Raw genomic sequence first — 23,378 nt, 5'->3', positions numbered from 1 at the left:
GTGTTGTCCTGTTCGGCCCTCATCTTAAAAAGGGCCGAACGCCACCATTAGCGATATTTATCTATGTGAATTCATCACTTTTCTTCTTCAGTCACCAGGTTGCTGCAGAAGCCGCGGATGGCCTCGCACGCCTGGCGCAGCGACGCATCATCCAGGGCATAGGCGATGCGAATGTACGGCCCCAGGCCAAAGGCACTGCCGTGGACCACGGCCACATTCGCCTCGTCGAGCAGCGCCAGGGCCACGTCTTCATCGCTGCGCAGCACCCGGCCGCCAGCGGAAGTACGCCCGATCAGCGCCGCGCAGGAGGCAAACGCATAAAACGCACCGGCAGGGCTGATGCACCCGAGGCCCGGGGTGTCGTTGAGAAGCTCGACCATCAGGTCCCGGCGCGCCTGGAATATCCCGCGGCTGTCGCGGATGAAGTCCCTGGGGCCTTCCAGTGCGGCGAGGGCCGCCTGTTGCGAGATCGAGCAGGCGCCGGAGGTTTGCTGGCCCTGGAGCTTTTCCATGGCTTCCAGCAACCAGCGCGGTCCGGTGGCGAAACCGATGCGCCAGCCGGTCATGGCGTAGGCCTTGGACACGCCGTTCATGGTCAACGTGCGCGGTGCCAGCCGGGGTTCAACCTGGGCCAGGGTATGAAAGGCCTGGCCGTCGAAGATCAGATGCTCGTAGATATCGTCGGCGAGGACCAGCACCTGCGGGTAGGCCAGCAGCACTTCGGCCAGCGCCTGCAGCTCGTCCTTGCTGTACACCGCGCCGGTGGGGTTGGACGGTGAATTGAGGATCAGCCAGCGGGTCTGCGGGGTGATTGCGGCGGCCAGCGCCTCGGGTGTCAGCTTGAACCCACTGTTGGCACCACAGGTGACGATGCGCGCTTCGCCGCCGCACAGTTGCACCATCTCCGGGTAACTGACCCAGTACGGCGCCGGCACGATCACTTCGTCGCCTTCATCGAGGGTGGCCGCCAGGGCGTTATAGATCACCTGCTTGCCTCCGTTGCACACGAGGGTGTCCTGCCAGGACACGTCCAGGCCGTTTTCGCGGCGGAACTTCGCCGCCACCGCCTCCCGCAGGGCTCGCGCACCGGCCACCTGGGTGTAGCGGGTGTGGCCGGTTTCGATGGCCCGGATTGCAGCTTCTCGGATATGCGCCGGGGTGTCGAAATCCGGCTCGCCGGCGCACAGCGAGATGATCTGCGCGCCTTGTGCCCGGCGTTCTGCGACGCGGTCCATGATGCGATAGGTAGCAGACGGTTGTGCGCTGGCCAGGCGCGGGTTGAGCCGCTGGATATCGCGGCTCATTGGCTGATCGCCTCGAACTGTGCGTCGTGCATCACCTCCACCACTGAGCGCCCGCTGCGCACCGCCTGCACCATGCCGTCCTGGCGGCGGGCGATGCGCTCGCCCAGGTCCAGGACCTTTTCCATCATCGCCTGGGGCACGAATACCGTGCCGCATACATCGGCGATCACATAGTCGTCCTCGCTGACGCTGACGCCCGCGACGCTGATAGTCACGCCGGCATCGAGCTGCACCACGCGGTTGCGCGCGCTGATCATGGTCACGCCACGCCCGTACACTGGATAGCCGATGGCCTCGCTGCCGTCGATATCGCGACTGAAGCCATCAATCACCGTGCCGCGGATGTGCTTGCGCGATGCGGCGTTGGCGATGATGTCGCCCCAGCAGGAAATGCCCTCGATGCCGCCGGCAATCACCAGCACCCTGTCGCGGGTTTCAACCTGTTCGATCACCGGCGTGATCAGGTGCACCGTCGGCGCGGTGTCGGACTTGGGGCCGAGCAACACGGTGCTGGCGCGGCCGACGATCTTCGGGCAGTTCCACAGCGGGCGCAGGCCCACGGTGGCGCCGGGCAGGCCGAGGAAGTCGAGGGCGTCGGACACGGTGTTGGTGTCCAGTGCGGCCAGGCGGTCGAGCAAGTGATCAGCGGTCATGGGCAAGCCTCGGGTGACAGAGGCGGCCAGTGTCGGCGAGGCGCTTTGATAGGTATATTACGAAGTACAGAAGCCTTACATACGCTTAACCTATGGATAAAACCATGATCAATTTTCGCCTGATCCGTCATCTCTGGCTGTTCCTCGCAGTGGCCGAAGAGCAGAACTTCGGCCGCGCCGCCAAGCGCCTCGGCATGTCCCAGCCGCCCCTGAGCGAGCAGATCCAGGTGCTGGAGCAGGCGCTCAAGGTCAAGCTGTTCGACCGTTCGCGACGCGGTGCCCAACTGACCCCGGTGGGCGCGGCGATCCTGCCGGCGGTGCGCAAATTCGCCGAGCAACTGGAGCGCCTGGAGCTGGCGGTGGAGGAAGCGGTGGCGGGGCAGTCGGGGATGTTGACCATTGGTGCGATCTCCACGGCGATGTTCGATGTGTTGCCCGGCCTGATCGAGCAACTGAAGCTCGATTACCCGCAGCTCACGGTGTCGGTGCGGGAAATCGACAGCGTCGAGGCGCTGCCGGCGCTGGAAAGCGGAGACATTGACCTGGCGTTCGCCCGACTCGACGGCGACCTGGGCACCTCGGTGCAGTCCCTGCCGCTGACGGAAGACCGGCTGGTGGTGGCCTTGCCGGCGGATCACCCGTTGGCTAGCCGCACGCGCATCAGCCTGTCGAGCCTGGCCAATGAGCCGTTGGTGATGTTCTCGCGCTATGTCAGCCCGGTGTATTTCGACAACCTGATCGCTACCTGCCGTGCCAGTGGTTTTTCCCCACGGGTGCTGCATGAAGTGCGTTCGGTGGCCTCGCAGATCGCGTTTGTCAGCTATGGGCAGGGGATTGCGCTGGTGCCGGCGTCGCTGAAAAAACTGGCCCCGGCCAATGTGGTGTTTCGGGCGCTGAGCCAGAAACTCAATGTGGTGACCACGGCAGTCGCCTGGAACACCCAGCGCCCCAACCCGGTGGTGGAGGCGGTGATCGCACGGTTTCGCTAAGGATTGCGCTGGCTCAGGTACTCGAACAACTTCGCTGCTTCCGGTGCCAACTGCGCCTGGCTGCTGACCCCGACAAACAGGGTGCGCTGCGCCCAGTCGTCGTCCAGCTCCACGGCGATCAACCGGCTGCCCAGCAGTTCGGCCCGCACCGATGACAACGGCAGGATACCGATGCCCAGCCCGGCTTCGATCATCCGGCAGATCCCGTCGAAACTGCTGACCTGGATCCGCACCTTGAGCACCTTGCCGGCGCTTGCGGCGGCGTCGGTGATCCGGCGCAGCAGCGAACTGCCCTGGTTCAGCGCCACGTAATCAAAGCCAAGGGTGTCGCTGAAAGACACCCTTGGCTGCGTGGCCAGCGCATGGCCCACGGGCACCAGCAGCACCAGCCGGTCTTCACGGTACGGCAGTTTGTACAACCCCTCGGCCGGCACGTTATCGGCAAAGATTCCGATATCGGCGCGGCCACTTTCCACCGCCTGGATGATCGGTTCGCTGAGGGCTTCTTCCAGGCCGATGCGCACGTGAGGGTTGTCCCGCAGGAACGCCGCCAGGTCATCCGGCAGGAACTGCACCACCGCCGAGGTGTTGGCGAACAGCCGCACATGCCCGCGTACCCCTACCGCGTAGTCACTGGCGTCGCAGGCCATGCGGTTGACGCCTTCCAGAATGATCTTTGCGTGCTCGACCATGCCTTGTCCCGCCGCCGTCAGCTCCAGCCCCCGGGGCAGGCGCACGAACAGCGGGCATTCGGTGGTGCGTTCCAGTTCGGCCAGGCGCTTGCTGGCGGCCGAGACGGTCATGTTGGCCTTTTCCGCGGCGCGGGTGAGGTTGGCGGTTTCGGCGGCGAAGATCAGCAAGCGCAGGGACAGCAGGTCGAAATGCAGGGGATTGATCATCAGGGGTGTCCGAGGGTTTCCAATATGGAAAGGATAGTGGCGAAATCCGAAATTTTCATCCGCCCGGTTTGTGTCGATTATCCATGGCACACGCACTCAACAAGAACGGAAAACGTCATGGGCTTACCGCTGCAAGGTCTCAAGGTCGTGGAGCTGGGTCAACTGATTGCCGGGCCGTTCGCGGCCAAGATGCTCGGCGAATTCGGCGCCGAGGTGGTCAAGATCGAACCGCCGGTGACCGGTGACCCGCTGCGCAAATGGCGGCTGCTGCACGACGGTACGTCCGTGTGGTGGGCGGCGCAATCACGCAACAAACGCTCGCTGACCCTTGATCTGCGCCAGGTTGAGGCCCAGCAAGTGGTACGCCGCCTGGTGGCGGATGCCGACGTGCTGATCGAGAACTTTCGCCCCGGCACCCTGGAAAGCTGGGGCCTGGGTTGGGACACGCTGCATGCGCTGAACCCGAAACTGATCATGCTGCGGGTTTCCGGCTATGGCCAGACCGGGCCTTACCGCGACCGCCCCGGCTTCGGCGTGATCGGCGAAGCCATGGGCGGCCTGCGCCACCTGTCCGGCGAGCCGGGGCGCACGCCGGTGCGGGTCGGTGTTTCCATTGGCGACTCGCTGTCGGCGTTGCACGGGGTGATCGGCATCCTGCTGGCCCTGCGGCACCGCGAACAGAACGGCGGCGAAGGCCAGCAGATCGACGTGGCGCTGTACGAGTCGGTGTTCAACATGATGGAAAGCCTGTTGCCCGAATATTCGGTGTTCAACACCGTGCGCCAACCCGCCGGCAGCAGTTTGCCGGGCATCGCGCCGACCAACGCCTACCGCTGCCGCGACGGTGGTTTTGCGTTGATCGCCGGCAATGGCGACAGCATCTACCAACGCCTGATGGAAGTGATCGGTCGCCCCGACCTGGCGGCCGACCCGGCGCTGGCGCAGAACGACGGCCGGGTGCTGCAGGTAGAACGCATCGACGCCGCCATCTCCCAATGGACCGCACAGCTGCCGTTGGATGAGGTGCTGTCGATCCTCACCGAAGCGCGGATTCCCGCCGGCAAGATCTACAACGCCGCCGACATCGCCCACGACCCGCACTACCGGGCGCGGGAGATGCTCCTCGACAGCCAACTGGACGACGGCACGCCGGTGACCTTGCCCGGCATCGTGCCCAAGCTCGGCACCACCCCGGGCCGCGTGATGCGCCCGGCGCCGACCCTGGGCCAGCACACCGCCGAGATCCTCGACGGCCTCGGCATCGCCCCCGCGCAGCAAGCCGACTGGCGCCAGCGCGGCATCATTTGAATCGGAGGAACAGCCATGCAACGCCTGTTTTTGCAGGAAGTCGCCACCCGTGACGGCTTCCAGAACGAAGCACGGTTTATCGAGACCGCCGACAAGATCGCCATGATCGACGCCCTCAGCCAGTGCGGTTTCGCCAAGATCGAAGTCACCTCGTTTACCTCGCCCAAGGCCATCACCGCCCTGCGGGATGCCGAGGCGGTGATGCACGGCATCCGCCGCAACCCGGCGGTGGAGTACACCGTGCTGGTGCCCAACGTGCGCGGCGCCGAGCGGGCGCTGGCGTGCAACATCGATGAAGCCAACCTGGTGATGTCGGTGAGCGAACCCCACAACCGCTCCAACCTGCGCATGAGCCGCGAGCAGTCGTTTGCCCAGCTGCGTGAAGTGTTCAGCGTGATCGGCGCCAAGGGCCCGGTGGCGATCAATGTGTCGCTGTCGACGGTGTTTGGCTGCCCGATGCAGGGCGATGTGCCGGTGGGGGAGGTGCTGCATTGGGTAGAGCGCTTCGCTGAGTTGGGCGCCCGTGGCGTGACCTTGTGCGACACCACCGGCATGGCCTACCCGAGCCAGGTCGAGGCGCTGTCCCGGGCCGTGCGCGAGCGGTTCCCGGCGCTGCAACTGACCCTGCATTTCCACAACACCCGCGGCATGGCATTGGCCAATGCCCTGGCGGCCATCGACGCCGGGGTTGACCGCTTCGACTCATCCCTCGGCGGCCTCGGCGGCTGCCCCTACGCACCGGGCGCCAGCGGCAACGTATGCACCGAAGACCTGCTGCACATGCTGCAACTGATGGGCTTCAGCACCGGCGTCGACCTTGATCGCGTGCTGGCGGTTGCCCGGCAACTGCCCGGACTGATCGGCCACGAGATTCCCAGCCAGGTCCTGAAAGCCGGCAAACGCCTGGACCTGCACCCGATTCCCGCCCATGTCGCCAGCCTGGAAAAGCAGGTGGCCAACACCCTGGAGCTGCGCCCATGATCGACCATCTTGACCACCTGGTACTCACCACCATCGACCCGGTTGCGGCCGAGGACTTCTACGTGCGCGTGCTGGGCATGCAGGTGCAGACCTTCGCCGGCGGGCGCAAGGCGTTTGCCTTCGGCCAGCAGAAAATCAACCTGCACGTGCGCGGCCACGAGTTCGAGCCCAAAGCGCACTTGCCGGTGCCAGGGGCGCTGGACCTGTGTTTTATCGCCTCGATTCCGCTGGAGCAGGTGATTGCCCATCTGGCCAAGGTCGAGTGGCCGATCATCGAAGGCCCGGTGATGCGCACGGGCGCCACCGGGCCGATCCGCTCGGTGTACGTGCGCGACCCGGACCTCAACCTGATCGAGATTTCCGAGCAGGTACAGCCATGAACGTGGTGTTCCTCGACAGCGACAGCTTGCCCCTGAACATTCCCGCGCCGGCCTGGGTCACCGACTGGCAAGACCGACCTGATACGCCTGCTGATCAAGTGGTGGACGTGTCCCGGCATGCCCACGTGCTGATCACCAACAAGGTGCGTATTGGCCGCGTCGAGCTGGAACAACTGCCCAACCTGCGCTTCATCTGCGTCGCGGCCACTGGCTACGACTGCATCGACCTGGCCGCCTGCCGGGACTTTGGTGTGAGCGTGTCCAACGTGCCGGCGTATTCGGCGCAAAGCGTTGCCGAGTCGGTGATCGCCTCGATCTTCGCCCTGCGCCGGCAGCTGTTTGCCTACCAGCGCGCGGCCCGGCGGGACTGGCCCGAATCGCGACACTTTTGCGTGCACCGCGAGCCGATCCAAGATGTGCAAGGCAGCGTGCTGGGCATCTTTGGCAAGGGCGCGATCGGCCTGGCCACGGCGCGCCTGGCGAGTTCGTTGGGCATGCGCCTGCTGTTCGCCGAGCACCGCGGCGTGACGGCGGTGCGCCAGGGGTATCAGGCGTTTGAGACGGTGCTGGCGCAGAGCGACGTGATTTCCCTGCACTGCCCGCTGACCGAGCATACCCGTCACCTGATTGGGGGAGCAGAGCTCGCGCAAATGAAACCCGGCGCCTTGTTGATCAACACCGCCCGTGGACCACTGGTGGAGGAGTCGGCTGTACTCGCGGCACTGGAGCGTGGCCGCTTGGGTGGCGCCGCGCTGGATGTGCTGTGCCAGGAACCGCCGCCCGCCGATCACCCCTTGCTCAACAGCCCGCATACCAACCTGATCGTCACGCCCCACGTGGCCTGGGCCAGCCAGAGCAGCCTGCAACGGCTGGCCGACGGCATCCTCGGCAACCTGCAGGGTTACTACAGCGGGAGCCTGATCAACGTCGTGTCGTAGAGGTTCCCCCTCCAAACAACAAGGTCCACTCATGAAAACAATAACAAGCATGATTTCGGAAAAATCCCCGTCACGCCTGCGCCGCGTACTGCGCCACCTGTATGTGCAGGTGCTGCTGGCGATCCTGCTGGGCGTTATCGTCGGGCACTTTTACCCCGGCGTTGGCGAACAGATGAAGCCCCTGGGCGACACGTTCATCAAGCTGATCAAGATGCTGATTGCACCGATCATCTTCTGCACCGTGGTCAGCGGCATCGCCAGCATGCAGAGCCTCAAGCGCATCGGCCGGGTTGGCTTCAAGTCGCTGCTGTACTTCGAGGTGCTGACGACCCTGGCGCTGGTGATCGGGCTGATCGGCGTTAACCTGATGCAGCCGGGGGCGGGGATGCATATCAACCCGGCGACCCTCGATGGCCAGGCGGTTGCGGGCTACAGCAAGCTGGCCCATGAGCAGAGTGTGGTGGGGTTTCTTACCCATATTGTGCCGAGCACGGTGTTGGGGGCGTTTGCCGAGGGCGACATCCTGCAGGTGCTGTTTATTTCCATATTGTTTGCGTTTGGTTTGCAGATGCTGGGGGCTGCGGGCAAGCCGTTGCTGAGCCTGATTGACCTGGTGGCCCAGGCGTTTTTTCGCATGGTCAGGATTGTCATGTATGTGTCGCCGCTGGGGGCGTTCGGGGGGATGGCGTTTACCATTGGCAAGTATGGTGTGGGGTCGTTGGGGGCCTATGGGAACTTGTTGATTTGCTATTACGTGACGGCGGTTTTCTTTGTGTTTGTGGTGTTGAACCTGGTGGCGCGTTTGGCTGGGTTCAGTTTGTGGCAGTTTCTCAAGTACATCCGTGATGAGCTGTTTCTGGTGTTGGGGACATCGTCTTCGGAGTCGGCGTTGCCGCGGTTGATGGGCAAGCTTGAGCGCCTGGGGTGTGAGAAGTCGGTGGTGGGGTTGGTGGTGCCGTCGGGTTACTGTTTCAACCTGGATGGCAGTTGCATCAACATGACGGTGTTGGCGATTTTTATTGCCCAGGCTTTGGATATTCCCCTCGATCTTTGGCACCAGGTCACCTTGTTGCTGATTCTGCTGCTGACGTCCAAGGGGGCGGCCAGTGTTACCGGTGGGGCGTTTATTACGCTGGCGGCGACCCTCGGTAGCCTGGATGTGATTCCGGCGGCGGGGTTGGTGTTGGTGCTCGGGGTTTATCGGTTTATTTCTGAAGGGGGGGCGTTGATTAATGTGATTGGCAATGGGGTGGCGACGCTGTTTATTGCCAAGTGGGAGGGGGCGTTGGATGAGGGGAAGCTGGCGGCGGAGTTGCGTGGTGGGTGTGCCAGGGAGGGGCGGGGGTGAGTGGGTGGTTGTGGGTGTATATCCGTTATTTAGGTAACGGCGGCTTATGGTTTCGCTCTTACAGCGACTCACTTTGGAAAAGCCCCAAAGTAAGCAAAAGGCTCTGCCCCGCCTGTCGGCGCCTCGCCTAGGCTCGGCGTTCCCTCACTCCGGGATTGCTCCGCGGGCCGCCGCGACGGGGCGTCCCTGCCCCGTCGCGGCTAAACCGGCGTCCTGCCGGTTTACCCGCTCCTCAATCCCTGCGTTCGGCCTCGGGCTGAGTGGGGCAGTCAGATCAAGAGCAAGATCAAGATCAACAGCACGGCGGCCTGAAAGCCGACCTGAGTGTTAAAAGCCAGATCAAAAGCCACAGCGAAAACCAAATCTGAAACTGATGCTAATGCAGAGCTGCTTTTCTGTAGGAGCTGGCTTGCCGGCGATGCAGGCGACTCGGTGCATCAGGTACACCCAGTTGATGCCATCGCCGGCAAGCCAGCTCCTACAGTAGAACGTGCTCGCTTTGGATTTTGATGTTGCCTTTGCTTCACCACACTCAAGCCGGGCTGTAGGCCGCTGTGCTGTTGATCTGCTTTTGATCTTGATCTTAGGCGCCCCGTTAAACCACGCTGGCCGAACGCAGGTAGTACGGAGCGGGTAAACCGGCAGGACGCCGGTTTAGCCGCGACGGGGCAGGGACGCCCCGTCGCGGCGGCCCGCGGAGTAATACCGGAGCTGAGGGCACACCGAGCCTAGGCGAGGTGCCGAGTGGTGGGGCAAGAGCGTTTTGCTTACTTTTGCGCTTTTCAAAAGTGAGCCGCTGTAAGAGCGGAACCATAAGCGGCCGTTACCGCAGCAACGGATATGCCCCCACCCTCCAGCAGGTCAAAAATTCTGCCCCATGGAAAACTGGAACACCTGCTTGGTAGCATTCTCCGGCGTACGCACCGGCAGCGCCAGGTTGATACTCAACGGCCCCAACGGGCTATACCACGTAGCACCAATGCCCACAGAGGCGGCCAACTGACTGAGGTCAACCCCACTGCACCCCTGAGTGGTAGTCAGCGCGCACTTGTCTGAGTACACGTTACCCACATCCCAGAACACCGACGTCCGGACCGACTTGTTGTCCTTGAGGAACGGCATCGGGAACAGGTATTCCGCCCCACCGGTGATCAGAATGTTGCCGCCCAACGCCTCCGCATCCCGGTCTGAATAGTACTCCTGCCCCGCACTGGCATACGCGCCCGTGGCCGGCGTACTGCGCGGCCCAAGCGTCCCGCTCTCAAACCCCCGCACCGAACCCTCGCCCCCGGCGGTGTAGTTCTCATAAAACGGCAGGCCGTCCGTCGAGCCGTATCCGTCGGCGTAACCGAGCTTGGTATGGAAGCGCAGCGTTGTTGAATTGGTAACCGGCAGGAACGCCTGCCCGGAATAATCGACCTTGTAGAAACTCAGGTCACTGCCCGGCACGGTCACCGTCAGGTTCAGGTTCTGCGAGTAACCACGGGTGGGCATCACGCCCTTGTTCAACGTCGATTCCGACCACCCCAGGTTGGCCTTGAGGTTAGTGAACTGGCTGCCGTTGTGCTGCAGAAAGTCATAGATCTCATCCGAACTGTAGATCCCAGGGTCGATACTGTCGTGTTGTAACGTCAGGCCAAAACTCAGCCGCGAGGTTTCGTTGATCGGGTAGCCGAGCGTAGCCCCAAGGCCGTAACTGTTGATGGAGTAGTAGGAAACACCACTGCCATCGTCGTAGTAGTCGTTGTAATCGGTGGCGCTGTAGAACGCGTTATAGCCCAGGCTCACCCCGTCCGGTGTGAAGTAGGGGTTGGTAAAGCCGATGTTGTACTTGCTTTGGTATTCCGAGCGGGTCAAGCCCAGGCTGGCGTAATCCCCGGTGCCCAAGAAGTTGTTCTGGCTGATGGTGCCACCGAGGGACAGCCCGGCATCCTGGGCAAACCCGACGCTGGCGGTGATCGAGCCGGACGCCTGTTCTTCCACGGCGTAGTTCACATCCAACTGGTCATCCACACCCGCCACGGCCGGGGTTTCGACCTTGACCTCTTTAAAGAACCCCAGGCGCTCCAGGCGGACCTTGGACTGGTCGATCAGGTAGGTCGAGGCCCAGCCGCCTTCCATCTGGCGCATTTCCCGGCGCAGCACCTGGTCGTCGGTCTTGGTGTTGCCACGGAAGTTGATGCGGTTCACGTAGGCGCGCTTGCCCGGGTCGACGGCAAACACGATGTCCACGGTGTGGTCTTCATCGTGGGGTGTGGGCACGCCGTTGACGTTGGCGAAGGTGTAGCCGTCGTTACCCAGGCGCCGGGTGATCAGGTCCGAGGTGGTGGTCATCAGTTTGCGCGAGAACACCTGGCCCTTTTGCACCAGCAACAGGGCTTCAAGCTGGTCTTGCGGGACTTTCAATTCGCCGCTGAGCTTCACGTCGCGCACCGTGTATTTCTCGCCTTCGTTGACGTTGACGGTGATGTAGACGTGTTTCTTGTCCGGGGTGATGGACACCTGGGTCGAGGTGATATCCATGTTGATATAGCCCCGGTCCAGGTAATAGGAGCGCAGGCGCTCCAGGTCACCGGTGAGTTTTTCGCGGGCGTACTTGTCATCGTTGGTGAAGAACGACAGCCAGTTGCTGGTCTTGAGGGTGAAGGTGCGGGCCAGTTCCTTGTCGGTAAATACCTTGTTGCCCACCACGTTGATGTGCTGGATCGCCGCCACGGAGCCTTCGTCGATCTTGACCTTCAGGCCCACGCGGTTGCGTGGTTGCGGCAGCACTTCGGTGTCGACCGTGGCCGCGTAGCGACCCTGGGCCACGTACTGGCGCTGCAGTTCGTTGCGCATGCCTTCGAGGGTGGCGCGCTGGAAGATCTCGCCCTCGGCCAGGCCCGATTGCTTCATGCCTTTGAGCAGGTCTTCGGTGGAGATGGCCTTGTTGCCCTCGAACTCGATGTTCGACACCGAGGGGCGTTCGACCACATTGATGATCAACACGGTGCCGTCGCGGCTCAACTGGATGTCCTGGAAGAAGCCGGTCTTGAACAGCGCGCGGGTGGAAGCCACCAGGCGTCGGTCATCCACTTCGTCCCCCACGTTCAGCGGCAAGGCGCCAAACACGCTGCCCGCAGAGACCCGTTGCAGACCATTGATACGGATATCCGAGATTTTGAAGGCTTCAGCGTGTGCAAGTGTGACATTGAGCAGCAGCGCAACCGAGCAGAGCAGGCGCGAAAAATTCATCAAGATCTTTTCCAGAACACATCGACAAGCAGCGCAAGCGCGCCATGGTGACTCGCCGCAGACGGGTCATCACAACGCGGCCAGACGGGTGGACGGCCAGCATAAGAGCGGCGGGGGTTTGGTGCGGTTAACCAAGTGTCAAGTTAGGTAAAGGTTGGCCCCGGGGCGAGGATGCTGGGCGATACTGTGGCCAGACCCCTTCACGAGCTCGCCATGAACCGCGTATTGCTAGTCGACGACGACCAGGAACTGACTGAAATGCTGGGCCAATACCTGGAGCATGAAGGCTTTGAGGCGACCTGCGTGCACACCGGCGAGGAAGGTGAAGTTGAGGCGTTGTCGGGGCGCTACAGCATTGTGGTGCTGGATGTGATGCTGCCCAGGCTCTCGGGCATCGAGGTGCTGCGGCGTATCCGCGCCAGCAGCCAGGTGCCGGTGGTGTTGCTCACCGCCCGCGGCGACAACATCGACCGCATCACCGGGCTGGAGCTTGGCGCGGACGATTACGTGCCCAAGCCCAGTTCCCCGGGGGAGCTGGTGGCGCGCCTGCGCGCGATCATGCGCCGGGTGCAACCCGTGGGCCAGCCGACCGGAGAGGTCATAACGACCGGCGCCCTGATGCTGTGGCCCGGCAAACGCCAGGCCCGTTGGAACGGTTGCGAGCTGGGGCTGACCAGTACCGAATTCAGCCTGCTTGAAGTGCTGGCCCGGTGCGCTGGCCAGGTGGTGAGCAAAAAGGATATGTCCCTCAATGCCCTGGGCTGCCCGCTGACCCGCTATGACCGACGCATCGACGTACACATCAGCAGCATTCGCCAGAAGTTGGGCCCGCGCCCCGACGCCAAGGCCTGGATCCAGAGTGTACGCGGCCTCGGTTACCTGTTGATCGCCGAATGATGAAACCCAGCCGGCTGTTCTGGAAACTGTTCCTGGCCTTTTGGTTGTCTACCAGCCTCACGTTCCTGGTGGGGTTGAGCATTCTGGTGGCGAGCAGCCTGGGCCCCGGGGATCATCACCTGGATGCAATCCTGGCCAGCGAAGAACAGTTGCTGGTGCAATACGGTGTCGACTCGGGCGGCCAGCTCCTGACGGTGTGGGAGCCCGCCCGCGGCCAGGCCATCGGTGTCTATGACAGTGCCGGTCAACTGCTGGCCGGCACGCCGGTCCCGCGGCCGGCCTATGAAAAGTCGCTGATCAGCAAGGACGGCGTCGCGCTGTCACTGCGGTCTTCCCTCAAACCTCGCGACCCCGGGCGGCTGGGCCATTTGGTCCCATTGATCATCGGCACCGTGATGAGTGCGCTGTTCAGCGGGTACATGGCCTACTACCTGGCGTGGCCGTTGGCATTCCTGCGGCGGGCGATGGGCGAGGTGGCCCAGGGGCGCTTCGAAACCCGGGTGCGGCCGATGATGGGCAAGCGCCGTGATGAAATCGTCGACCTGGCCGAAGACTGCGACCGCATGGCCAACCAGCTGAAACTGCTGGTGGAAGCCCAGCAACAGCTGTTGCACGACATCTCCCATGAACTGCGCTCACCGTTGACGCGCATGCAAGCGGCCATCGGGCTGCTGCAGCAAGCCCCGGCACGCGAGGAAATGCTCGGGCGCATCCAGCGTGAATCGGCGCGCATGGACACACTGATCGAGGCGCTGTTGACCCTGGCGCGCGTGCAGGGCCGCCCCGAGAGCATCGAGCGCGAGTCGGTGGATATCGTCGAATTGCTGGCGGTGATTGTCGAGGATGCGCAGTTCGAGGCGGGCATCAAAGGCTGTCGTGTCAGCTTGCAGGCGTGCCCGGCCTTTGTCAGTTGTGCCAGCGGCGAGCTGTTGTATCGGTGTTTCGAGAATATCGTTCGCAATGCGGTGCGCTACACGCGACCGGATACGACGGTGCTGGTCACGGCGCAGATCAATCCCTACACACCCTGGCTGAGGGTCTTGATCAGTGACCAGGGGCCGGGGGTTGAATCGCTGCGGTTGCCGCGTATTTTCTGGCCCTTCGAACGCGGCCCGAACGACGCCGATAGCGGTTTCGGACTGGGCCTGGCGATCGCCTTGCGAGCTGTGGAAATGCATGGCGGCACCATCGTGGCGTACAACCAGCCACCCGGCGGGTTGACCGTGGAAATCAACCTGCCCCGGGTGGGATCTTTACACGAAATTACATTGGCTTGACCGCCCTGTACGCCCTGCGCCCTTAGACTTTCCCTCTGCGTGAGCTGATGTTCAGTGACGCCATTGGCGTGGAGGTGGCGATGTTTCAGGTGCACAAAAAAGGCTTCGTGGCCGGCAAGAAAATGGTCGATGGGCTGGTGCCTTACGATTTCTTCTGCGAAGACAGCCCGGCGATCAATCTGTTCGTGTTTACCGGTTCGGCCGCCCTTGGCCAAACCGTGGAAGAGCAAACACTGTGGGGCTTTACCCGGCTGGAGCGGTTCGAAGCCATGAGCGGCGCCCTGGTGGCAAACAGGAAGAACGACGGCTGGTTTCAAAGCGTCAACGTACTCACCGGGCCCAACCAGAACGGCACCCAAAGCGTGAAGTTCCAGCGGGTGCTGAAGATCATCAGGCATGTCACTGCAACCAAGTTTGAATACGAGATTCATACGGATGAAGGCGACACCTACTTTACCCGCCGGCCGGCTGCGCCCGACTGTGCGCAAACCATTATTTATGCAGCGGATCAGTGATGCCCGGATCGCCCCCAAGGCAGTCCACCAGGTGCACCAGACAGCGCTCCAGCGCATCGGCCAGTTCCTCTAGCCTGCCCGGCGAAGCCTGTGCAGCAGCCTCAAGGTTTTCGCAGCACACAATCAGCTGTTCGTAGCGAATCAACCGGGCGGGGCCTTTCACCCTATGGGCAAACTCCGCCAACCCTTCCCGGTCATCCTCCCGGATCAGCGTGGCCAGAAGGTCGATATCCACGCGACTGTTGCTCAGTAACTCATCCTTCAATTCCTGAATCACCGCGGGGTTGTCGAAGGTGAATGCGCCCAGCTGTTTTTCGATGCATGTGATGCTGGGGTCGGCCGCTTGTTCCTGTGCAAAGCACTCGGCCTGTAAAGGCTGCAAACGGTCGATCAGTTGCTGACGACTCACGGGTTTGAACAGGCAATCATTCATGCCCGCGTCGAGGCAGCGCTGTTTTTCTTCCCGCACGGCGTCGGCGCTGATGCCTTCAAATTCGTTGATCAAGTGTTTCAACACGCGAGCCCCTAAATAATACTATTGCGCCGCGCCATATCCGCGAGTTCAACCACCGACGTCACATTCAGCTTTGCGAAAAGCCGGGCTTTATAACAGCTGATGGTCTTGCTGCTGAGCAGGATATTGGTGGCGATGTCTTTATTGCTCATGCCGTTGGACAGCTGCTGGAACACCGAGAGTTCACGGTTGGACAAGGTCGCAATCAGTTGCTCCTCGTGCGTGAACACACCGACCTTGCCATTGAGCGGGACGCTGCTCTGGGGGAAGTACACATAGCCGTCCATCACGCTCTTGATGGCCTGGGGCAGGGTACTGAGCTCATCGCTCTTGCAGATAAAACCGGCGGCCCCGGCAGTGACGCAGCGCATGGCGTAATGCTCGGGTGACAGGTAGGACAGCACGATGATTTTGGGGGTCATTTCCAGCGCGCGGATTCTCTCGATCACCGTGATGCCGTCCATGCGCGGCATGGTGATATCCAGCAGTACCAGGTCGGGCGTCCATTCACGGACCGCGGTGATCGCATCAACACCATTGTCGGCTTCTGCCACGACTTTGTGCCCGGCCTGAGTCACCAGCGCGCGTACGGAAGCTCTGATAAAGGGGTGGTCATCGACCAGTACAACTTTATGCATGTGCAACTTCCCTGATCGTCTGATGGAGTTTGGCGCGGGATATTAACGCTGTTTCGATGTCAGTCATGTCTCTTAAAGATGTAGGAAATTGCCCGGAAATTTTGTCGCTCACTTAGCTCTACTCATTAGAGCTGTCTATAAGAAATTTCTTGCAAGAACGTAAGTGGCGGCTCACAGACTTCGTCCTTTCTTCCCGATAGGCTTTCTTTCCGTTGTTCGGCGTTACGCCGTGCAAAAGAACGGCGCCTGCCTGGCGTTCTCACTTGCAGTCTGGAAATAGTGATGAAATCAAAAATTTATAGCCGCCGTGCCGTCTTTACGTGCACGTCTTCGGCGGTTCTGCTGTCGGCGATGTTGGCCTCTCAAGGCGCCAGCGCCCACGGGCATGCGCAATACCCGCCATCGCGTGCCTATGCTTGCCAGCAAGGTTTGAACAACGACTGCGGCAACGCGCAATACGAACCACAAAGTGTCGGTGAAACCTTCAAGGGGTTTCCTGCCGGTGCTGGCGGCGGGCCTCTGCAGGGGCCGGTTGACGGCAAGATCGCCAGTGGTGGCAACCCGTCTTTTTCAGCGATGGACGCCCAGTCCGCCACACGTTGGTACAAGACGGAATTGAAGGATCACAGCATTGATTTCCAGTGGAGGTACACGGCCGTGCACCCGGCCACCAAACATGAGTACTTCATCACCCGCAAGGACTGGAACCCGAACCAACCCCTGACCCGTGCCTCGTTCGACAGCGCGCCGTTCTGTGAGGTCGATGGCCGTGGCGAGAAGCCTGTGGCCGATACCAAGCATCACTGCACCATCCCGGATGACAGGTCTGGCTATCACGTGATCCTGGCGGTGTGGACGGTGGCTGATACGGATGCGGCGTTCTATAGCGTCGTCGATGTCGACATTCAAGCCGAAGCGGCGTTGCCTGGAGGCTGGTCCGCAGTGGGAAACATCGCCAGCGAAACCACCTTGCTGGCCGGTGACAAGGTCAAGGCCCGCGCCTTTACCGGCAGCGGTGAGAGCACCCCTTACAGCGTTGAAATCAGCATCGACAATGCTGAAGAAGGCAAACCGCAGGAGTGGGCATTCAAACTCGCGGAAAAAATTAACCAGACCCACGAGTTGGTACGTGCCGGTGTCCGTAACGATGCGGGCGACATCGAACCGGTCAAAGGCAGCAACACGATCTATGCCCAGAAAGAAAGCGGCGTAGTGCGCTACGAAATTCAGCAGGAGATGCAAGAAGACATCGCCGCGACCCTGGCGCTGGGCGCCATCAAGCCTGAATACGTGCTGGAAAAAGGGTTGGTCAAGCTCGATTTCGGCATGGTGGGCAACCGTCAAATGAACATCGAAGCCACCTTGTTCGATGACAAAAACAAAGCCACGGGCAGCCTCAAGCAGACCGTCGAGAGTGGCTCTGCAACCCTGGAGATGGACGTGCGTTCCAACCCGGGCCCGCACACCTTGACGCTGGTAGGCACCACTCTGGATGGCCGCACCACGCGCCAGGATACCCAGGCGGTGACCCTATCGGGTGAAGGCGCCGGCATCGAGTACGACTTCGTCTTCCCTCAGGGCCTGGCAAGCTATAAGGCTGGTACCAAGGTGCTGCAACCCAAGACCAATGAGGTTTACGAATGCAAGCAATGGCCGGCCGACGGTTATTGCAAACAATACAGCCCGAGCGCCAACGGCTATGAGCCGGGCGTAGGTGCGCATTCGCACGCCGCATGGGACAAGCTGTAAATCCTGCCTGATGTTTCGGGCGGCCTGAGCCAGGCCGCCCGACTTTTTTATCCAGAGTCGAGTCACACATGTCAGTTTCCGGTTACTCGAGACAGCGAGTGCTGCTGCACTGGTTGTCGGCGGTGGTCATTCTGTGGACGCTGGTGTCCGGTTTTTATATCGCCAGCCTGCCGGTGCCTGCCGCAATCAAACAGGCGGTCGGGTTTTTCAATGTGTCGCTGACCACGGTGTTTATCCCGGTGTTCGTCTGGCGCATCTTCTTCACGATTCTGCATGCCCAGCCTGCGCGCGTGAGATCTCTGTCCCTTGTGCAACTGCTCGCAACGTTCGGCCATCTGTCGATCTACCTCATGGTGGGTGTGGTGCTGCTCAGTGGGGTGTTGATGATGGACCGCCCGATCAGCGTGTTCGCGTTGCTGGAAATCCCCCAGCCCTTGAGCGACCCGCTGCTGATTGCCCGCTGTTTTGCCGTGCATATCGTGGCCTGCGTCATGCTGTTACTGCTGGTGCTGCTGCACATCGGCGCGGTGGTGGTGCATGAGCTGTGCGGCGACCGTGTGTTGCGCCGGATGTTGCTGCGCCCGCGCGTCCACCGTGCACAGCCCCGATACAGATGAGCTTGCCGTGAGCGTTGGATTACCGGGGCGGCGCTTGAGTGTGGCCGGACTGCTGTTGTTGCCCGTGGCCTACGGGGCGTTTCTGGTCTGGCAAGAGCTGCGGTTTCGCCAGCACTTCACCGCTGCGCCAATCGCCGACACGTCGGCGACGGTCGCCCCGTTGCGTGAGGCGCTGGATGCGACAGCCGTGGCGACCGTGCTGGGGCTGGTGCCGCAAACCCGTCTGAGGGCGAGCACGCAGAACCTCACCTTGCAGGCCAGTTTTATCGCGCGTAACGGGTTGTCGAAGGCGCTGTTGGCCGACGCCCAGGGCTCGCGGGTGTATGTGGTGGGCGAGCATTTGCCCGGTGGCAGCACGTTGCGCCGGGTGAGCGCCGACCATGTGGTGCTGTGGAACAAAGGCCGCGAGGAGCGGCTGATGTTGCAAACCGGCGGCGACCGTTTCCTGCAACGGCTTGAGGCGGGCACCGAGACGCCGATACCGGCGATTCCCACGCGTTTTCTACGCCCGATGGCCGGGCAATCAGAGTGATCAAGTTGATGAAGCGTTTTCCCAGCGTCAATACCCTGCGCTCTTTGCTGCTTTTTTCGGCCTTGTGCGCAGGGCTGTTTCATGACGCGACGTGGGCCGAAGAAGAAAAATGGCAACTGGCGATGAACAATGCCGAACTGCGGGACATCGTCGAAGAAATATCCGACATCCTCGGCACCACCGTGGTGCTCGACCCGCGAGTGTCCGGGCGTGTGACGGTGATGTCGCGCCAGGCCCTGGATCGGGAGGGCGTGCGCCGGCTGTTCTACTCGGTGCTCGATGCCCACAACTTCACCGTGATCGACGAGGGCGACCGGATCCTGATTGCCCCGGTTGCCGAGGCCAAGACCCGCGCCGGCCAGAGCGCCGGCAACAAAACCACGGCCTCGCAGTTCACCACTCAGGTCATCGCCCTGGGCAGCAGCAGTGCCGGTGACATTGCCGGGCTGGTGCGACCGCTGGTGTCGAGCAACGGCTATGTCGGCCCGTCGGTATCGGCCAACGCCCTGGTGATTACCGACACGGCGGCCAATGTAGGCCGGATCGCGCAGGTGGTGCGCCAGCTGGATTCCGGGCAAAGCCAACAGCATGTGGTGCTGCCCCTGCAACACGCCCAGGCCGCCGATGTCGCGCCGGTGCTCGAAGCCGCGATGGGTAAACGCAGCGCCGACACGGCGATCCAGGTGCTGGCCGATACGCGCACCAACCGCCTGTTGTTTGTCGGCCCGCCCGAGGTACGTCAACGGCTGCTCGACATGGCGCGCAGCCTCGATGTGCCGGCCACGGCGATCCTCGATAACGCCCGGGTGATTCGTCTGCGCCACAGCGACGCCAGACAACTGGCCGAGGTGTTGGACTCGATGATGCAGGGCAAGAAGCCGGCGGCTGCCGTGGCGGGTGCCCGGGATAACGCACCGGGTGCCAGCTTCATGATCAAGGCGGACGAAAGCCAGAACGCCCTGGTGCTGATCGCCGAGCCGGCGCAGATCCGTACCATCGAAAACATCGTCCGCCAACTGGACCAGCCCCGGGCGCAGGTGTTGATCCACGCGGCGATCGTCGAGATCACCGGGGATATTTCCGAAGCCATCGGCGTGCAGTGGGGGATCGACAAAGGAGACGCTAAAGGCTTCATCAACTTCCCGGGCGCCGGCATTCCGATCATTGGCGGGCTGAATTTCGACGGCGATAAAGCGGCCCCCGAAGCCGCCGTCCTGAAGCTCGGTACGGACCGCTTTGGCGCACTGATTTCCGCCCTGGCCAGCAATGCCCGCAGCAACCTGTTGTCCACACCGAGCCTGCTGACCCTGGACAACCAGGAAGCCGAAATCATCGTGGGCCAGAACGTACCGTTCAAGACCGGTTCCTATTCCACCAACAGCAGCGGCGCCGACAATCCGTTCACGACGGTGGAGCGCAAGGACGTCGGCATCAGCCTCAAGATCAAGCCCTACATCAACGAGGGTTCAACCTTGCGGCTGGAGGTCGAGCAGGAAGTCTCGGACATTGCACCGTCGGTGTCGGGCATCGACTCCTCGGATTTGATCACCAACAAACGTGCGCTCAAAAGCACGATCCTGGCGGACGACGGCGAGATCATCGTGATCGGCGGTCTGATCAAGGACAGCGTGCGCACCCAGGCCAGTGGCGTGCCGTTGCTGCGGGACATTCCGTACCTGGGCGCGTTGTTTCGCTGGAGCCGCGACACCCAGACCAAAAGCAACCTGATGGTGTTCCTGCGCCCCACGATCGTGCGCAGCAAGCAGGATTTGTCGGCTGTCAGCCAGCAGCGCTACGACACCCTGCGTGAGCTGAGCAAGCCGGGGGCGCAGGAAAATAACTCACTGTTGTTGCCGCTGGATGCCAGTGAGTTGTTCGATCCACCGGTGGTGGACCTACGCAAAAAAGCGCCGAACCCATGACAGTGGCCTACGAGCAATTGCCCTTCGGTTTCGCCAGGCGGTTTGGCGTGTTGCTGGACCGTGGCGAGGCCGGCTGGTACCTGGCGTTGCGCGCTGATACGCCGCTGGCGGCCATCGGCGAGGCCCGCCGGGTGTGTGGCCGTGACTTGCCGTTGCTGCGCCTGGACGCCGACACCTTTGCGACGCGCCTGGCGGCGGTCTACCGCGAAGGCCAAAGCGCGGCGCAGGCGGTCGCCCAGGGCCTGGACGACGAATTGGACCTGCTGAGCCTGGTGGACCAGGTGCCGCAAACCACCGATCTGCTGGAGCAGCAAGGCGATGCGCCGATTATCCGCCTGATCAACGCTCTGCTCAGCGAAGCCGTGCGCGAGCAGGCCTCCGATGTGCACCTGGAAACCTTTGAGCACTACCTGTCGGTGCGCATGCGGGTCGATGGCCAACTGCGCGAAATACTCCGGCCAAGGCGTGAGCTGGCGACGTTGCTGGTGTCGCGGATCAAGGTCATGGCGCGCCTGGACATTGCCGAAAAACGTATCCCCCAGGACGGCCGGATCGCCTTGCGCCTGGCCGGGCATGAGGTCGATGTGCGGGTCTCCACGTTGCCCTCGGCCCATGGCGAGCGGGTGGTGTTGCGGCTGCTGGACAAACAGGCCGGGCGCCTGCAACTGCCGCGCCTGGGCATGCCCGACGAAACCCTGGCGGCGTTGCGGCAGTTGCTGGGCAAACCCCACGGCATCTTCCTGGTCACCGGCCCCACCGGCTCCGGCAAAACCACCAGCCTGTACGCGGCGCTCAGCAGCCTGAACGATCAGACCCGTAACATCCTGACGGTGGAAGATCCCATCGAATATCACCTGCCGGGTGTCGGCCAGATGCCGGTCAACCCCAAGGTCGACATGACCTTCGCCCGAGGCCTGCGTGCGATCCTGCGCCAGGACCCGGATGTGGTCATGGTCGGTGAGATCCGCGACCGCGAGACCGCCGAAATCGCGGTCCAGGCCTCGCTCACCGGGCACCTTGTGCTGTCGACGCTGCACACCAACAGCGCGGTGGGGGCGGTGACCCGGCTGGTAGACATGGGTGTTGATGCGTACCTGTTGGCATCGTCCCTGGTGGGGATTCTGGCCCAACGCCTGTTGCGTGCATTGTGCCCGCACTGCAAGGCCGCCGGCATCGCCGATGCCTGCGCCTGCCGGCGTCTGGGGGTCGACCCCCTGGCGGCGCCGCAGGTATTCAGCGCGGTGGGTTGCGAGCAGTGCCAGCTGGGCTATCGCGGGCGTATCGGGATTTACGAGTTGGTGTGCGTGACGCCGGCCGTGGCCGCGCTGATTCACCAGGGCGCCAGCGAGCTGGCACTGACCGATGAGGTGCGCAAGGCGTCGCGCAGCCTGTTTCAGGACGGCCGCCAGCGGGTACTCGACGGCGTGACCAGCGTCGACGAACTGTTACGCGTGACGCAGGAGGGTTAGGGCATGGCGACCTTCGAATACCGTGCCCAGGATGGGGCGGGCCGTGGCTGCCGGGGCCGGGTGGAAGCCGACAGCCCGCAACAGGCGCGCCAGCAAGTGCGGGCTCGCGGGTTGTGGCCGCGCAGTGTGACCGAGGTCAAGGCCAGCGGCGCCACACACACTACGCCCCGCGCCGGGCGCCTTAGTGCGGCAGACCTGGCGCTGCTGACCTTGCAACTGTCGACACTGGTTCAGGCCGGTCTGCCGCTGGAAGAAGCCCTGGACGCCGTGGCCCGGCAAAGCGCCAAGCGCCGTGTGGCCGGGTTGTTATCGGCGGTGCGCAGCCGGGTCATGGAGGGGCATTCACTGGCTATGGCGTTGGGATTGTTCCCCAGGGCATTCCCCGAATTGTTCTGCGCCACGGTGTCTGCCGGTGAGCGCTCCGGCCACCTGGGCCAGGTGCTGGCGCAATTGGCGGCCTACACCCAGGCGCGTCAGGCGTCACGGCAGAAGATCCAGATGGCCATGGTGTACCCGTTGATCCTGATGACCGCCAGTGTGGCCATCGTCGGCTTTCTGCTGGGCTTTGTCGTACCGGATGTGGTGAAGATTTTTGTCGAAAGCGGCCAGGCCCTGCCTGTGCTGACCCAACTGCTGATCGGCGTGAGTGACGGCCTGCGCCATCACGGTGTGCTGATGGCCGGGCTGCTGGCGGGTGTAATCGGAGCGTGGCGCTGGAGCTTGAAGCAGCCGACCTGGCGCCTGCGCTGGCATCACCTGGCGTTGCAGCTGCCGCTGGTGGGCAAGGTGCTGCGGGAGATGGAAGCCGCACGGTTCGCCAGCACCCTGGCGATTCTCGGCAAAAGCGCCGTGCCCCTGGTGGACGCCCTGGAAATCAGCGCCGCGGTGATCGGCAACCTGACCATCCGCGCGCGCATGGCCGATGTGGCCCGCTCGGTGCGCGAGGGCGGCACCCTGACCCGTGGCCTGGAACTCAGCGGCGACATCCCGCCGATGATGCTGCACATGATCGCCAGCGGCGAGCGGGCCGGTGAACTCGACGCCATGCTTGCCCGTGCGGCCGAACAACAGGAAAGCAGCCTGGCCGCACGGATCACCCTGGTGGTGAGCCTGTTTGAACCTTTCATGCTGGTGCTGATGGGCGGCGTGGTGCTGCTGATCGTACTGGCCATCCTCCTGCCGATTCTGAGCCTCAACCAATTGGTGAACTGACC

General features: G+C 62.6%; 21 protein-coding genes. 15 read left to right on the top strand and 6 right to left on the bottom strand.

Translation table 11 applies throughout. The features are described from left to right. Window positions 1–74: 74 nt before the first annotated feature. Window positions 75–1,304 carry a pyridoxal phosphate-dependent aminotransferase gene (locus tag V3W39_RS29015; protein ID WP_330213841.1) on the bottom strand — a complete coding sequence of 410 codons (1,230 nt, stop codon included), beginning with the start codon at window positions 1,302–1,304 and terminating at the stop codon, window positions 75–77. After that, on the bottom strand, window positions 1,301–1,957 hold the full coding sequence (locus V3W39_RS29010) for an RraA family protein (protein ID WP_259198494.1): 657 nt from the start codon (window positions 1,955–1,957) through the stop codon (window positions 1,301–1,303). The genes V3W39_RS29015 and V3W39_RS29010 overlap by 4 nt, the downstream gene beginning before the upstream one ends. 104 nt (window positions 1,958–2,061) lie before the next feature. Between V3W39_RS29010 and V3W39_RS29005 the strand changes: the two genes are divergently transcribed. Next, on the top strand, window positions 2,062–2,946 hold the full coding sequence (locus V3W39_RS29005; RefSeq protein ID WP_177079370.1) for a LysR family transcriptional regulator: 885 nt from the start codon (window positions 2,062–2,064) through the stop codon (window positions 2,944–2,946). Here V3W39_RS29005 and V3W39_RS29000 read toward each other — a convergent pair. Continuing rightward, on the bottom strand, window positions 2,943–3,845 hold the full coding sequence (locus V3W39_RS29000; protein WP_177047912.1) for a LysR family transcriptional regulator: 903 nt from the start codon (window positions 3,843–3,845) through the stop codon (window positions 2,943–2,945). The two genes, V3W39_RS29005 and V3W39_RS29000, sit on opposite strands and share 4 nt — an antisense overlap. 117 nt (window positions 3,846–3,962) lie before the next feature. On the opposite strand from V3W39_RS29000, the gene V3W39_RS28995 reads away from it, so the two are divergent. From V3W39_RS28995 to dctA, 5 genes are read left to right on the top strand one after another with little or no spacing between them, the layout of a single operon-like run. After that, window positions 3,963–5,153: a CaiB/BaiF CoA transferase family protein gene (locus V3W39_RS28995; protein ID WP_330213840.1), complete on the top strand. Its 1,191-nt coding sequence runs from the start codon at window positions 3,963–3,965 to the stop codon at window positions 5,151–5,153. Window positions 5,154–5,168: 15 nt separating this feature from the next. Next, the gene (locus V3W39_RS28990; protein WP_169387726.1) at window positions 5,169–6,134 is read left to right on the top strand and encodes a hydroxymethylglutaryl-CoA lyase; all 966 of its coding nucleotides are present in this window, start codon (window positions 5,169–5,171) and stop codon (window positions 6,132–6,134) included. Then, window positions 6,131–6,514: a VOC family protein gene (locus V3W39_RS28985; RefSeq protein WP_177047909.1), complete on the top strand. Its 384-nt coding sequence runs from the start codon at window positions 6,131–6,133 to the stop codon at window positions 6,512–6,514. The genes V3W39_RS28990 and V3W39_RS28985 overlap by 4 nt, the downstream gene beginning before the upstream one ends. After that, on the top strand, window positions 6,511–7,452 hold the full coding sequence (locus tag V3W39_RS28980) for a D-2-hydroxyacid dehydrogenase (RefSeq protein WP_330213839.1): 942 nt from the start codon (window positions 6,511–6,513) through the stop codon (window positions 7,450–7,452). Before V3W39_RS28985 ends, V3W39_RS28980 begins: the two co-directional genes overlap by 4 nt. A 49-nt stretch (window positions 7,453–7,501) precedes the next feature. After that, window positions 7,502–8,800 carry a C4-dicarboxylate transporter DctA gene (dctA, locus tag V3W39_RS28975; protein ID WP_330213858.1) on the top strand — a complete coding sequence of 433 codons (1,299 nt, stop codon included), beginning with the start codon at window positions 7,502–7,504 and terminating at the stop codon, window positions 8,798–8,800. Between the two features lie 861 nt (window positions 8,801–9,661). On the opposite strand, the gene bamA is transcribed toward dctA, so the two are convergent. Continuing rightward, the gene (bamA, locus tag V3W39_RS28970) at window positions 9,662–12,034 is read right to left on the bottom strand and encodes an outer membrane protein assembly factor BamA (protein ID WP_259201152.1); all 2,373 of its coding nucleotides are present in this window, start codon (window positions 12,032–12,034) and stop codon (window positions 9,662–9,664) included. A gap of 213 nt (window positions 12,035–12,247) precedes the next feature. Here bamA and V3W39_RS28965 point away from each other — a divergent pair, with 213 nt between their 5' ends. From V3W39_RS28965 to V3W39_RS28955, 3 genes are all read left to right on the top strand, one after another. After that, window positions 12,248–12,931: a response regulator transcription factor gene (locus V3W39_RS28965; protein WP_177130976.1), complete on the top strand. Its 684-nt coding sequence runs from the start codon at window positions 12,248–12,250 to the stop codon at window positions 12,929–12,931. After that, a complete protein-coding gene (locus V3W39_RS28960) occupies window positions 12,928–14,208 on the top strand; it encodes a sensor histidine kinase (RefSeq protein WP_330213838.1) in 1,281 nt (426 codons plus the stop codon). The genes V3W39_RS28965 and V3W39_RS28960 overlap by 4 nt, the downstream gene beginning before the upstream one ends. Before the next feature lie 80 nt (window positions 14,209–14,288). Further along, window positions 14,289–14,723 carry a hypothetical protein gene (locus V3W39_RS28955; protein WP_177047374.1) on the top strand — a complete coding sequence of 145 codons (435 nt, stop codon included), beginning with the start codon at window positions 14,289–14,291 and terminating at the stop codon, window positions 14,721–14,723. Here the strand turns inward: V3W39_RS28955 and V3W39_RS28950 are convergent. Both V3W39_RS28950 and V3W39_RS28945 read right to left on the bottom strand, forming a co-directional pair. Then, window positions 14,701–15,240 (bottom strand): Hpt domain-containing protein, encoded by a 540-nt coding sequence (locus V3W39_RS28950; RefSeq protein ID WP_259201154.1) that lies wholly within the window; start codon window positions 15,238–15,240, stop codon window positions 14,701–14,703. The two genes, V3W39_RS28955 and V3W39_RS28950, sit on opposite strands and share 23 nt — an antisense overlap. A gap of 8 nt (window positions 15,241–15,248) precedes the next feature. Beyond that, window positions 15,249–15,875, bottom strand: coding sequence for a response regulator transcription factor (locus V3W39_RS28945; RefSeq protein ID WP_177047321.1), 627 nt, complete (start codon window positions 15,873–15,875; stop codon window positions 15,249–15,251). Window positions 15,876–16,157: 282 nt separating this feature from the next. On the opposite strand from V3W39_RS28945, the gene gbpA reads away from it, so the two are divergent. The 6 genes from gbpA to gspF all read left to right on the top strand — a co-directional run bounded on the left by gbpA (window position 16,158) and on the right by gspF (window position 23,376). After that, entirely contained in the window at window positions 16,158–17,624 is a 1,467-nt protein-coding gene (gene gbpA, locus V3W39_RS28940) for an N-acetylglucosamine-binding protein GbpA (RefSeq protein ID WP_330213837.1), read from the top strand. A 68-nt stretch (window positions 17,625–17,692) separates the two neighbouring features. After that, window positions 17,693–18,241, top strand: a complete 549-nt coding sequence (locus tag V3W39_RS28935) for a cytochrome b (protein WP_330213836.1) — start codon at window positions 17,693–17,695, stop codon at window positions 18,239–18,241. A gap of 7 nt (window positions 18,242–18,248) precedes the next feature. Next, on the top strand, window positions 18,249–18,773 hold the full coding sequence (locus V3W39_RS28930) for a type II secretion system protein N (protein WP_259201158.1): 525 nt from the start codon (window positions 18,249–18,251) through the stop codon (window positions 18,771–18,773). Window positions 18,774–18,781: 8 nt separating this feature from the next. After that, window positions 18,782–20,695, top strand: a complete 1,914-nt coding sequence (gene gspD / locus V3W39_RS28925) for a type II secretion system secretin GspD (protein WP_330213835.1) — start codon at window positions 18,782–18,784, stop codon at window positions 20,693–20,695. Next, window positions 20,692–22,164, top strand: coding sequence for a type II secretion system ATPase GspE (gene gspE / locus V3W39_RS28920; protein ID WP_330213834.1), 1,473 nt, complete (start codon window positions 20,692–20,694; stop codon window positions 22,162–22,164). Before gspD ends, gspE begins: the two co-directional genes overlap by 4 nt. 3 nt (window positions 22,165–22,167) lie before the next feature. Then, window positions 22,168–23,376: a type II secretion system inner membrane protein GspF gene (gspF, locus tag V3W39_RS28915; protein ID WP_330213833.1), complete on the top strand. Its 1,209-nt coding sequence runs from the start codon at window positions 22,168–22,170 to the stop codon at window positions 23,374–23,376. The last annotated feature ends 2 nt before the right edge of the window (window positions 23,377–23,378 follow it).

This window comes from Pseudomonas sp. Z18(2022) (assembly GCF_036346535.1).
GTDB classification, from domain to species: Bacteria; Pseudomonadota; Gammaproteobacteria; order Pseudomonadales; family Pseudomonadaceae; genus Aquipseudomonas; species Aquipseudomonas yamanorum_A.
The sequence above is the reverse complement of the archived record's forward strand: the minus strand, read 5'-3'. Positions and strand labels throughout refer to the sequence as shown.